The following is an 11,973-nucleotide window of genomic DNA, read 5'->3' as shown; positions in this document are numbered from 1 at the left end:
AAGGAGTTGGACGACATGCTGAGAGGCTCGCTTACCGCGCTCGTGACACCGTTCGAAAAGAGCGGCCGTTTCGACGAGAAAGCCTTTCGCGCCTTCATCGCCTGGCAGATCGCTGAAGGCACGACGGGCGTGGTTCCGGTCGGCACCACCGGCGAGTCGCCGACGCTGTCGCATGACGAGCACCGCCAAGTCGTCAAGGTCTGTATCGAGGTAGCCAAGGGCCGCGTTCCGGTCGTCGCCGGCGCCGGCTCCAACAACACCGAAGAGGCGGTCGGCCTGGTCCAGTATGCCGAGAAGGCAGGCGCCGACGCGGCACTCGTCGTCACGCCTTACTACAACAGGCCGACGCAGCGCGGCCTCTACGCGCATTTCGCCGCGGTCGCCAAGGCGACCAGCCTGCCGATCATCATCTACAATATTCCGCCGCGCTCGGTGATCGACATGATGCCCGAGACGATGGGCCAGCTGGTGCACGACTTCAAGAACATCATCGGCGTCAAGGACGCCACCGGCAAGGTCGAGCGGGTTTCCGAGCAGCGTGCCACCTGCGGCAAGGATTTCATCCAGCTTTCCGGCGAGGATGCCTCGGCGCTCGGTTTCAACGCCCATGGCGGCGTCGGCTGCATCTCGGTGACGGCGAATGTCGCGCCGCGGCTGTGCGCCGAATTCCAGGAGGCGACGCTTTCCGGCGAGAACGCCAAGGCGCTGGACTTGCAGGACCGCCTGCTGCCGCTGCACAAGGCGATTTTCCTGGAACCTGGCGTGTCCGGCGCGAAATATGCGCTATCGAAGCTGGGCAAGGTCGAGAACGTGCTGCGTTCGCCGCTGGTCACCGTCGAGCAGTCGACCGCCGAGAAGATCGATGCGGCGATGAAGCACGCCGGCTTGATTAATTAGCGAGCCCGTTTGGAAACTCTACTCCTGCGGCCATCTGAAGGCGTCACCTGCGCTTCCGGTGCTCACGTACTATATGTACGCTCCGCTCCGGTTCGCGCATGGCCCCGAAAGCGTTCGCTTTCGGAAAGGACCATGCGCAAAGTCAGACTTTTAGAGCGCCCTTTGCGCGTTTGAAAAACGCGCGGCGCTCTAGTGCCACCATCATCTGACTCGCAGGAGCGAGTTTCGAAACGGACTCTAGGCGTCATGAATCAAGTCAGAAAAGCCGACCCCAACAACAAGACCGTTGCGGAAAACCGCAAGGCGCGGTTTTCCTATGAGGTGCTCGACACGATCGAGGCCGGCCTGGTGCTGACCGGCACCGAGGTGAAGTCGCTGCGCCAGGGCCAGGCCAACATCCAGGACAGTTACGCCTCGGTCGAGGGCGGCGAGATCTGGCTGATCAACTCCTATCTGCCGGAATATCTGCAGGCCAACCGCTTCAACCACGAGCCGCGCCGGCGCCGCAAACTCCTGCTCAACAAGCGCGAGATGGCCAGGCTGGCGCAGAGCGTCGATCGTGAAGGCATGACGCTGGTGCCGCTAAAAATCTATTTCAACGACCAGGGCCGGGCGAAGCTTTTACTCGCCGTCGGCCGCGGCAAGAAATTGCACGACAAGCGCGAAACCGAAAAGCAGCGCGACTGGTCGCGCGAGAAGGGCCGGCTGCTGAAGGAGCGTGGGTAGGCTGGGAGCCACTCTTTTGAAGAACCGGATCGTCTTTTGGGGTGCGGCCAGCCTGATCCTGGCGTGCCTCGTCGCGGTCGGCGGCTATGTCTATTTCCATCCGTTTTCTCCGGACCGCGGCAAATATCCGGTCAGGGGCATCGACGTTTCCCATCATCAGCGGCAGATCGACTGGCGGCGTGTTGCCGCCGATGATGTCGCCTTCGCCGTCATCAAGGCAACCGAAGGCGGCGACTATATTGATGACGCCTTCGCCGCCAATCTACGTGAGGCCCGTGCGGCCGGTCTGGCGGTCGGTGCCTATCATTTCTTCACCTTCTGCAGGCCTGGCGCCGATCAGGCGAAGAATTTCATCTCCGTCGTGCCGCGCGGTCAACCGCTGCTGCCGCCGGTGGTGGATATCGAATTCGTCGGCAATTGTCCGCGGCGGCCATCGCCCGAAGAATTGAATGTCGAACTCTCCGCTTTCCTTGGTCCTGTCGAAGCAGCCTTCGGCAAAACGGCGATCCTTTACGTGACCGACGACGCGGCGCGGGCCTATGCCGGGCAGATTGTCGGCCGCCCGCACTGGGTTCGTTCGCTGGCGCTACAGCCAGGTCATGACGAGTGGATCTACTGGCAGTACCACGACAGGGGTCGCGTCGACGGCATCACTGGCGATGTCGATCTGAATGTCCTTCAGGGCGGGCAGGAGAAATTGGCCGAGCTGTTTGCGCCGCCGCCCGAATCTATCTCTCGAGAAGCGCCGCTATCTCCCTGAACACGTTGACGAACATCGCTTCCGTCAGCACGCCCGTGTTGGTGTTGTAGCGCGAGCAGTGATAGCTGGAAAACAGCGTGATGCCATTGGTTTGCTGCTGTCCGCCATGCCTGAAAGGGTAGGCGGCAACACGCTGGCCGAGCGCCCGCACAGTCGACTGGTGCGCGATCGAGCCCAGCGCCAGCACGGCGCGCAGGTTTTTAAACCGCGCGATCGTCGGCACCAGGAACCTCCGGCAGGTGGCAATCTCGGCGCCGACCGGCTTGTTGTCCGGTGGCACGCAGCGCACCGCATTGGTGATCGCCGTGCCGACAAGCTCCAGCCCGTCATCGGGCCGCGCCTTGAATTGGCCGCGCGCAAAGCCGTGTGCGATCAGCGTGTTGTAGAGCAGGTCGCCGGCATAGTCGCCGGTGAAGGGGCGTCCGGTGCGGTTCGCCCCACGCAGGCCCGGCGCCAGCCCGACGATCAGCAGCCGCACCGTATCCTCGCCCTCGGGCGCCATGAAGGTCGGCACCGGCGCATTGAACCAGGACGGCTCGCGCTGCCGCCATTGCGCTCTAAAATCATGCAGCCGCGGGCAGAGCGGGCAGTCGCGATCCGGCTCGGGGGATGCGACCAGGGGAGCGGTCAAGACCGCCGCCGTCAATAATCGTCCTCGTCGACTTCGGCCGGCTCGGGCCGGCGCACCGGCCGCTCGGACGGATCGCGGCCGACCTCGCTCTTCAGCGTCATCAGGTCGATGAAATGGTCGGCCTGGCGGCGCAGATCGTCGGAAATCATCGGCGGCTGCGAAGCCATGGTGGAGACGATCGAAACCTTGCGCCCGCGCCGCTGCAGCGCCTCGACCAGCGTGCGGAAATCGCCGTCGCCGGAAAAGATGACATAGTGATCGACGACATCGGCGAGTTCCAGCGCATCGACGGTCAACTCGATGTCCATATTGCCCTTGATCTTGCGGCGGCCGGTCGAGTCGGTGAACTCCTTGGCCGGTTTGGTCACCACCTTGAAGCCGTTGTAGTCGAGCCAGTCGATCAGCGGCCGGATCGAGGAGTATTCCTGATCCTCGACGAGCGCGGTGTAGTAGTAAGCACGCAGCAGATAGCCGCGCTTCTGGAAGCTCGACAAAAGCCTGCGGTAGTCGATATCGAAGCCGAGCGCGCGCGACGTGGCGTAAAGATTGGCACCGTCGATGAAAAGGGCGATTTTTTCGCGAGGGTCGAACATGGAAAATATTCCTTTTCGAAAAAAAGCGGTCGTCTAAATGCGCGTGACTATCGGTCGGCTTGAAATAACCGGCTGACCTTCGTCATTCGAGATAGCGCCGGTTTTACGGCAATCCAAGGGTATGATGCTGCAAGCAAGCAATTGTGATCGGTGCCGTATCGTCGCAGGCGGCGCGCGCCCAGACGGCCTTGGCCCCGGCCCCGGCCCTGGCCCCGATCTTGGCATTGCCAAAAAGCTTGTATTTTGGCGGCGTTCGGGTTATGGACCGCGCCTGTTTTCCATCAAATCCAGGCATGAAAGGGGCAGCTCATGGCCCGCGTAACCGTTGAAGATTGCATCGACAAGGTCGACAACCGCTTCGAGCTCGTGCTTCTGGCCGGCCACCGCGCCCGTCAGATCAGCCAAGGCGCGCAGATCACTGTTCCTCGCGACAACGACAAGAATCCGGTCATCGCGCTGCGCGAGATCGCCGAGGAGACATTGTCGCCCGACGACCTCAAGGAAGATCTGATCCACTCGCTGCAGAAGCATGTCGAGGTCGACGAGCCGGAAGCCGATGGCGAGGCGATCGCCGACCAGACCGGTACCGCCGCCGCGGCAACCGATGCCGACGATACTGAGGACAACATCACCTTCGACCGCATGACCGAGGAAGATCTCCTGGCCGGCATCGAAGGTCTGGTGCCGCCGGAAAAAAGCGACGATTATTGATCTTCGCCGCGGCTGCCGACACTTTCGCGTCGGCGGTTTCGTGGTTATCTATGACATGCGCCGTACGCCAGTGCGGCGCATGATTCATTTCAGCCTTGCGAGATCCCGCCCATGATGCGTCAGTATGAGCTTGTCGAGCGCGTCCAGCGCTACAAGCCTGACGTCAACGAGGCGCTGCTCAACAAGGCCTATGTCTACGCCATGCAGAAGCATGGTCACCAGAAGCGCGCCTCCGGCGATCCCTATTTCTCGCATCCGCTCGAAGTCGCCGCCATCCTCACCGAAATGCACATGGACGAGGCGACCATCGCGGTTGCCCTGCTGCATGACACGATCGAGGACACCACGGCGACCAGGGCCGAGATCGACGAGCTGTTCGGTCCGGAAATGGGCAAGCTGGTTGAAGGCCTGACCAAGCTGAAGAAACTCGACCTCGTCTCCAAGAAGGCCGAGCAGGCTGAAAACCTGCGCAAGCTCTTGCTGGCGATCTCGGAAGACGTTCGCGTGCTGCTGGTCAAACTTGCAGACCGCCTGCACAACATGCGCACTCTCGACCATGTGCCCGAGGCCAAGCGCCTGCGCATCGCCGAGGAGACGATGGATATCTATGCGCCGCTGGCCGGGCGCATGGGCATGCAAGGCATGCGCGAGGAGCTTGAGGAGATCGCCTTCCGCTTCATCAATCCGGAAGCCTATCGCGCCGTCACCGCGCGGCTCGCCGAAATCTTCGAGCGCAACAAGGGCGTGCTGTCCGAGATCGAGATGGCGCTGTCCACGCTGTTCGACAAATATGCGATCAAGGCCGAGGTCAAGAGCCGCCAGAAGAAGCCGTGGTCGGTGTTCCGCAAGATGGAGGCCAAGGCGCTGTCCTTCGAGCAGCTGTCCGACATTTTCGGCTTTCGCGTCGTCGTCGACACCGTCGAGGACTGCTACCGGGCGCTCGGCGCCATCCATACGACATGGTCGATGGTGCCGGGCCGCTTCAAGGACTACATCTCGACGCCGAAGCAGAACGACTACCGTTCGATCCACACCACCATCGTCGGACCGTCGCGCCAGCGCGTCGAGCTGCAGATCCGCACCTATCAGATGAACAAGATTGCCGAATATGGCGTTGCCGCGCATTCGATCTACAAGGACAGCGGCGGCAAGGTGAACGGCACTGCCCATGCGATCTCGAAGGAAACCAACGCCTATGCCTGGCTGCGGCGCACCATCGAGCAGCTTGCCGAAGGCGACAATCCCGAGGACTTCCTCGAAAACACCAAGCTGGAACTGTTCCAGGACCAGGTATTCTGCTTCACGCCCAAGGGCATGCTGATCGCGCTGCCGCGCGGCGCCACGCCGATCGACTTCGCCTACGCCGTGCACACCGATGTCGGCGACACCTGCGTCGGCGCCAAGGTCAACGGTCGCATCATGCCGCTGATGACCGAGCTGAAGAATGGCGACGAGGTCGAGATCATCCGCTCCAAGGCGCAGGTGCCGCCGGCGGCGTGGGAATCGGTCGTCGTCACCGGCAAGGCGCGTTCGGCAATCCGTCGCGCCACCAAGGCCGCCATCCGCAAGCAGTATTCGGGTCTCGGCGTTCGTATTCTGGAGCGTGCGTTCGAGCGGTCCGGCAAGACCTTCACCAAGGAAAGCCTGAAGTCGGTACTGCACCGGCTGGCGCGCAAGGACATCGAGGACGTGCTGGCTTCGGTCGGACGCGGCGAACTTGCCTCCACCGACGTGATGAAGGCGGTGTTTCCCGACTACAAGGACGAGCGCGTCACGCTGGTTGCGCCCAAGCAGCGCGAAGAGGGCTGGTCGAAGATCCGCAACGCCGCCGGCATGCTGTTCCAGATTCCGGGCCGCGCCGCACGCAAGGACAAGGACCAGCCAAAGGACGGCGCCGTGCCGATCCGCGGCGTCCGCGGCGACCTGCCGGTGCGCTTCGCGCCGGAAGGTGCCGTGCCCGGCGACCGCATCGTCGGCATCGTGCAGCCGGGAACTGGCATCACCATCTATCCGATCCAGTCGCCGGCGCTGCAGGCCTTCGATGACCAGCCCGAACGCTGGATCGACGTGCGCTGGGACATAGACGAGCGCACCAAGGAACGATTTCCGGCGCGAGTCTCGGTCACCGCCATCAACGCGCCGGGCTCGCTGGCCGACATCGCGCAGGTCGTTGCATCCAACGACGCGAACATCCATACGTTGTCGATGGTGCGCACCGCGCCCGATTTCACCGAAATGCTGATCGATCTCGAAGTCTGGGACCTGAAGCACCTGAACCGGCTGCTGTCGCAGCTCAAGGACAATTCGAGCGTCAGCGATGCGCGGCGCGTGAACGGGTGAATAGGGAGCGAACAATGAACACCGACGAAGTGCTGGGCATTTTCCGTGAAGCCGGTGCCGTTCTCGAAGGGCATTTCATCCTGACGTCGGGCTTGCGAAGCCCGGTCTTCCTGCAGAAGGCGCGGGTCTTCATGCATGCCGACAAGACCGAGCGCCTGTGCAAGGCGCTGGCCGAAAAGATCCGCGCTGCTGTGTCCGGCAGGATCGATTACGTCGTCGGCCCGGCGATCGGCGGGCTGATCCCGGCCTACGAAACCTCGCGCCATCTTGGCGCACCGGCGATCTGGGTCGAGCGGGAAGGGGGCGAGTTCAGGCTCCGCCGCTTCGAGATCGCCAAGGGTTCGCGCGTCGTCATCGTCGAGGACATCGTCACCACCGGCCTGTCGATCCGCGAGACCGTCGACTGCCTGCGCGCGCTTGGCGCCGAGGTCGTTGCCGCTGCCTGCATCATCGACCGCTCGGCCGGCAAGACGGATGTCGGCGTGCCGCTGATCGCGCTCGCCGAGTACGAGGTTCCGGCCTACCCGGTCGACAGGCTGCCGCCCGAGCTCGCCGCCATACCGGCCGTCAAGCCGGGCAGCCGCAATATCTGATGCATGTCGCCCAAAAGTGCGCAGCGGTTTTGGGACAATGACATGCATAGAACAACGTTAACTGAGGCGCTGCCGTGATTGCAGGCATCGATCATTTCGTACTGACGGTTCGCTCCGTCGAAGACACCTGCGCCTTCTATCAGCGCGTGCTTGGTTTCAGGCGCCTCGACGAGCCGAACCGGCCGACGGCGCTGCTGTTTGGAACGCAAAAGGTCAATGTGCATGAGGTCGGGCGCACCTTCGAGCCCAAGGCCAAGGCGCCGACTCCGGGCTCCGCGGATTTCTGCCTGGTCGCCGGCCGTCCGCTCTCGGAGATATGCGCCAGCCTGGCGGCCAACGGCGTTGCCGTCGAAGTCGGGCCGGTCGAGCGGATCGGCGCCCGTGGCCCGATGATGTCGGTCTATTTCCGCGACCCGGACGGCAATCTCGTCGAGGTCAGCGAGTATGGGCCGTAGATAGCTGGAGTTGCTGCCGATTTCTGCGGCGACTCGCCTCCTCAAATCCGCCGCGATTATACTGTGTCCGGAGTGGCGAAACGCCGGCCCCGCAGGCGACAGCAAGCGGACGGCATGTAGCTACGGTTGTTCTGCGGCCAGCGTATCGCTATATCAAGGTCGTTGTTGCCTTTCGACGGCCGCAAAGTGTAGCTGTCGTGCCCGGCCCGGGATGGTCGGAGCGGCAGCTTTGGATATCAGGACAGGAACAGAGTGCTTTTTCGACGCCGCAAGCCTGAAGGTTTTCTCGAGCGGGTGCGTACCTATCTATGGCGATGCCGCTCGTTCTCGCGCTCGCTGCGCCTGGCGGACAGAGCCGGAATCGCCAGACGGGAAGTTCCCGCCGAATGATCATTGGTATCGGCAGCGACCTGATCGATATCAGACGCATCGAAAAATCGCTGGAGCGCCATGGCAAGCGCTTCATCCAGCGCATCTATACCGAGGTTGAACAGGCCCGCTCCGAAAACCGCGGCGCCCGCGTCGCTTCCTATGCGAAGCGCTTCGCTGCCAAGGAGGCCTGCGCCAAGGCGCTGGGCACCGGTATGGCGCAAGGGGTGTTCTGGCGCGACATGGGCGTCGTCAACCTGGCCAGCGGCCAGCCGACCATGGCGTTGACCGGCGGAGCGGCGGCGCAGCTGGACAAAATCCTGCCTGACGGGCACAGGGCGGCGATCCACCTCACCATCACCGACGATTTTCCGCTTGCTCAAGCCTTTGTGATCATCGAGGCGTTGCCCGTCGAAGAAGCGCCATATTGATTGCATCTGACCACCGGCATGACGTTGCCCAGCGCACGCCGAGACTCTATACCAACCAACGCATAATCGAGGACGACATGAGCGTGGCTGAAAAATCCCAGAAGAAATCCGGCGGGCTTGGCGAAACCGTCAGCGTCATCGTCCAGGCGCTGTTGCTCGCTCTGGTCATCCGCACGCTGCTTTTTCAGCCATTCTCTATCCCGTCCGGGTCGATGCGGCCGACCTTGCTCGAAGGCGACTATCTCTTCGTCACCAAATGGTCGTATGGCTTCTCCCGCTATTCCCTGCCGTTCGGGCCGGACCTCTTTTCGGGCCGCATCTGGGGCGCCGAGCCGAAGCGCGGCGACGTGGCGGTGTTCAAGTTCCCGCCGGACCCCTCCGTCGACTACATCAAGCGCGTCGTCGGCCTGCCGGGCGACAAGATCCAGGTCAAGGACGGCCAGCTCTTCATCAACGGCGTCGGCGTGCCACGCCAGAAGGTCGGGCAGATCGACAATCGCGACATCACCGAGGAGAGCGGGCCGGTCGACGTCTATCGCGAGACATTGCCGAATGGCGTCAGCTATGACACGCTCGACCTGATACCCAACTCGATCGGTGACAACACCAAGGAATTCGACGTGCCGCCCGGGCACTATTTCATGATGGGCGATAACAGAGACAATTCCTCGGACAGCCGCTTCACCGTCGGTTTCGTGCCCGACGACAACCTGGTTGGCCGCGCCAATCTCATCTTCTTCTCGATCGGTGGCAGCGCCAGCCCGCTCGAAATCTGGAAATGGCCGTCGCTGATGCGCGCGTCGCGCCTGCTCCATTTCGTCAATTAGGGTCATGGCGGCAACAAAACGGCTGACCGTCGACGCGCTCGCCGAAGCGCTCATGGAGCGCACCGGCCACGCCTTTGCCGACCGCCAGCGCTTGCAGCGCGCGCTGACCCATGCCAGCGCCCGCAGCAGCCATGCCGGCATCGACTATGAGCGTTTCGAATTCCTGGGCGACCGCGTCCTCGGCCTGGTCGTCGCCGACATGCTGCTGGCGGCGTATCCTGACGCTGCCGAAGGTGAGCTGTCGCTCCGGCTCAACGCGCTGGTCAATGCCGAGGTGCTGGCGGACATCGCCGAGGAGATCGGCCTGCCGGAGTTGATCCGTGCCGGCTCGGACGTACGCGGCCTGGACGGGCGCAAACGCGTCAATCTGCGGGCTGATGCGCTGGAATCGCTGATCGCCGTGCTCTATCTCGACGGCGGGCTGGAGGCGGCCCGCGCCTTCATCCACAAATACTGGCGGCCGCGCTCGCAGGCCATCGGTGCCGCCCGCCGCGATGCCAAGACCGAACTGCAGGAATGGGCGCATCAGGCGGCAGGCGCCGTCCCGGTCTACATAATTGACAGCCGCGAGGGACCGGACCACGATCCGCTATTCACTGTCAGCGTCAAGGTCGGCGCCTATCCGCCGGCGACCGGCAGCGGGCGCTCCAAGCGCGAGGCCGAGCAAGCCGCCGCTACTGCACTGCTGTTGCGCGAAGGCGTCTGGCTAAATAAGGGGAGCGCGGCATGACCGCCACCGAAGACGTCCCGCCGGCAACAGAAGCCGCCACCACGCATTCTGGCTTCGTTGCGCTGATCGGCGCGCCCAATGCGGGGAAATCGACGCTGGTAAACCAACTGGTCGGCGCCAAGGTGTCGATCGTCACCCACAAGGTGCAGACGACGCGCGCCATCGTGCGCGGCATCGCCATCCACAGTAACGCACAGATCGTCTTCGTCGACACGCCGGGCATCTTCAAGCCGAAGCGGCGGTTGGACACGGCGATGGTGACGACCGCCTGGGGCGGCGCCAAGGACGCCGACATCGTGCTGTTGCTGATCGACGCCGAGCGCGGCATCAGGGGCGACGCTGACGCGATCCTCGAACGGCTGAAGGATGTCCGCCAGCCGATGGTGCTGATCCTCAACAAGGTCGACCGGGTCAAGCCCGAGGCGCTGCTGGCGCTGTCCGCGGCAGCGAATGAAAGGGTGCCCTTCAAGCGCACCTTCATGGTCTCGGCGCTAACCGGGTCGGGTTGCAAGGACCTGCTCGACTATCTGGCCGAAACCCTGCCTGCCGGCCCCTGGTATTACCCGGAGGACCAGATCTCCGACCTGCCGATGCGTCAGCTGGCGGCGGAGATCACTCGCGAAAAGCTCTATCTCAGGCTGCATCAGGAACTGCCCTATTCCTCCCATATCGAGACGGAGAAATGGGAAGAGAAGAAGGACGGCTCGGTGCGCATCGACCAGACCATCTATGTCCAGCGCGACAGCCAGAAGAAGATCGTGCTCGGCCACAAGGGCGAGACGATCCGTGCCATAGGCCAGGCGGCACGCATGGAGATATCAGGTATCCTCGAACAGAAAGTGCATCTTTTCCTGTTCGTCAAGGTGCGCGAGAACTGGGGCGACGACCCCGAGCGCTATCGCGAGATGGGGCTGGAGTTTCCGCATTAGAGCATGTTCCCGAAAAGTGGGAGCCGGTTTTCGGCAAAGATCATGCTCAAACACGAAGTTACTATCGACACAGCCCTCGTGAGCCGGTTGGTCGCCACGCAATTTCCCCGATGGAAGGATCTTGCTGTCCGGCCGGTTTCATCATGCGGATGGGACAACAGGACCTTTCATCTCGGAGACCATATGCTGGTGAGACTGCCGAGTGCGGCGGCCTATGCCTTGCAAGTGGAAAAGGAACATCGCTGGCTGCCAAGGCTTGCGCCTCTGCTGCCGCTGCCTGTCCCGGTCCCGCTGGCGATGGGAGCCCCGGCCGACGGCTATCCCTGGCATTGGTCCGTCTACCGCTGGATCGAAGGCGAGACGGCGACGCTGGAGCGTATTGCCAGCCTGCCGCAATTCGCGGCCGGCCTGGCCCAATTCCTGGTCGCCTTGCAACGGATCGATCCCGCCGGTGGACCGGCGCCAGGGCAGCACAATTTTTTTCGCGGCGGACCACTGAGCGTCTATGACGGCGAGACCCGGCAGGCAATTGCGGCCCTCGACGGCAAGATCGACACTGGCGCTGCGAGCGCGGTGTGGGAAGCAGCGCTTGCCGCGACATGGCATGGTGCGCCCGTCTGGTTCCACGGTGACGTCAGTTGGGGAAACCTGTTGGTCAGGCAAGGCGCTTTGAGCGCCGTGATCGACTTCGGGACTTCCGGCGTGGGCGATCCCTCGTGCGACTTGGCGATTGCGTGGGCGCTCCTCGAAGGGAAAAGCCGAGAGGTGTTTCGCGCGGTTCTTCATGCCGATGAGGCAACCTGGGCACGGGGCCGTGGTTGGACGCTATGGAAAGCGCTGATCACGATCGCCGGCCATATAGACATCAATCCAGTCGAAGTTGAAAAGTCGCGACGCGTGATCAATGAAGTGCTTGCCGATCACCTCCGCGCGGACCGCCGCGGAGGGCACCCACAGAGCGCCTGAAAAACTTGATTTCGC

Annotated in this window: 14 protein-coding genes; 12 read left to right on the top strand and 2 right to left on the bottom strand. The window is 62.9% G+C overall.

Translation table 11 applies throughout. The features are described 5' to 3' along the window. The first annotated feature begins 15 nt into the window (after nt 1–15). The 3 genes from dapA to AC0L14_RS17685 all read left to right on the top strand — a co-directional run bounded on the left by dapA (nt 16) and on the right by AC0L14_RS17685 (nt 2,383). Nucleotides 16–897, top strand: a complete 882-nt coding sequence (gene dapA, locus AC0L14_RS17695; protein ID WP_473639336.1) for a 4-hydroxy-tetrahydrodipicolinate synthase — start codon at nt 16–18, stop codon at nt 895–897. Between the two features lie 246 nt (nt 898–1,143). Further along, on the top strand, nt 1,144–1,623 hold the full coding sequence (gene smpB / locus AC0L14_RS17690) for an SsrA-binding protein SmpB (RefSeq protein WP_473486640.1): 480 nt from the start codon (nt 1,144–1,146) through the stop codon (nt 1,621–1,623). A 16-nt stretch (nt 1,624–1,639) separates the two neighbouring features. Next, complete coding sequence (locus AC0L14_RS17685) at nt 1,640–2,383, top strand: glycoside hydrolase family 25 protein (RefSeq protein ID WP_473750211.1); 744 nt, start codon at nt 1,640–1,642, stop codon at nt 2,381–2,383. Here AC0L14_RS17685 and AC0L14_RS17680 read toward each other — a convergent pair. Together AC0L14_RS17680 and AC0L14_RS17675 are read right to left on the bottom strand one after the other, a co-directional pair. Continuing rightward, entirely contained in the window at nt 2,352–3,029 is a 678-nt protein-coding gene (locus AC0L14_RS17680; RefSeq protein ID WP_473486642.1) for a uracil-DNA glycosylase, read from the bottom strand. The two genes, AC0L14_RS17685 and AC0L14_RS17680, sit on opposite strands and share 32 nt — an antisense overlap. Next, a complete protein-coding gene (locus AC0L14_RS17675; RefSeq protein ID WP_123149816.1) occupies nt 3,026–3,607 on the bottom strand; it encodes a LabA-like NYN domain-containing protein in 582 nt (193 codons plus the stop codon). Before AC0L14_RS17675 ends, AC0L14_RS17680 begins: the two co-directional genes overlap by 4 nt. A 309-nt stretch (nt 3,608–3,916) precedes the next feature. On the opposite strand from AC0L14_RS17675, the gene rpoZ reads away from it, so the two are divergent. The 9 genes from rpoZ to AC0L14_RS17630 all read left to right on the top strand — a co-directional run bounded on the left by rpoZ (nt 3,917) and on the right by AC0L14_RS17630 (nt 11,958). Next, on the top strand, nt 3,917–4,318 hold the full coding sequence (rpoZ, locus tag AC0L14_RS17670; RefSeq protein WP_029354482.1) for a DNA-directed RNA polymerase subunit omega: 402 nt from the start codon (nt 3,917–3,919) through the stop codon (nt 4,316–4,318). 111 nt (nt 4,319–4,429) lie between these two features. Next, on the top strand, nt 4,430–6,658 hold the full coding sequence (locus AC0L14_RS17665) for a RelA/SpoT family protein (protein ID WP_123149814.1): 2,229 nt from the start codon (nt 4,430–4,432) through the stop codon (nt 6,656–6,658). 14 nt (nt 6,659–6,672) lie between these two features. Further along, nucleotides 6,673–7,251 carry an orotate phosphoribosyltransferase gene (pyrE, locus tag AC0L14_RS17660; RefSeq protein ID WP_123149813.1) on the top strand — a complete coding sequence of 193 codons (579 nt, stop codon included), beginning with the start codon at nt 6,673–6,675 and terminating at the stop codon, nt 7,249–7,251. 74 nt (nt 7,252–7,325) lie between these two features. After that, nucleotides 7,326–7,706, top strand: a complete 381-nt coding sequence (locus tag AC0L14_RS17655) for a VOC family protein (protein ID WP_123149812.1) — start codon at nt 7,326–7,328, stop codon at nt 7,704–7,706. A 386-nt stretch (nt 7,707–8,092) separates the two neighbouring features. Further along, a complete protein-coding gene (gene acpS / locus AC0L14_RS17650) occupies nt 8,093–8,506 on the top strand; it encodes a holo-ACP synthase (protein WP_473528067.1) in 414 nt (137 codons plus the stop codon). 77 nt (nt 8,507–8,583) lie between these two features. Further along, entirely contained in the window at nt 8,584–9,333 is a 750-nt protein-coding gene (lepB, locus tag AC0L14_RS17645; RefSeq protein WP_123149901.1) for a signal peptidase I, read from the top strand. Nucleotides 9,334–9,337: 4 nt separating this feature from the next. After that, on the top strand, nt 9,338–10,063 hold the full coding sequence (rnc, locus tag AC0L14_RS17640) for a ribonuclease III (RefSeq protein ID WP_095496687.1): 726 nt from the start codon (nt 9,338–9,340) through the stop codon (nt 10,061–10,063). Continuing rightward, nucleotides 10,060–10,992 (top strand): GTPase Era, encoded by a 933-nt coding sequence (gene era / locus AC0L14_RS17635; protein WP_473486646.1) that lies wholly within the window; start codon nt 10,060–10,062, stop codon nt 10,990–10,992. Before rnc ends, era begins: the two co-directional genes overlap by 4 nt. A 42-nt stretch (nt 10,993–11,034) precedes the next feature. Further along, entirely contained in the window at nt 11,035–11,958 is a 924-nt protein-coding gene (locus AC0L14_RS17630; protein ID WP_473486647.1) for an aminoglycoside phosphotransferase family protein, read from the top strand. Nucleotides 11,959–11,973 lie beyond the last annotated feature (15 nt).

It is taken from the genome of Mesorhizobium sp. WSM4841 (assembly GCF_055811515.1).
Note: the sequence above shows the minus strand (reverse complement) of the source record. Positions and strands in the feature narration are given on the sequence as shown.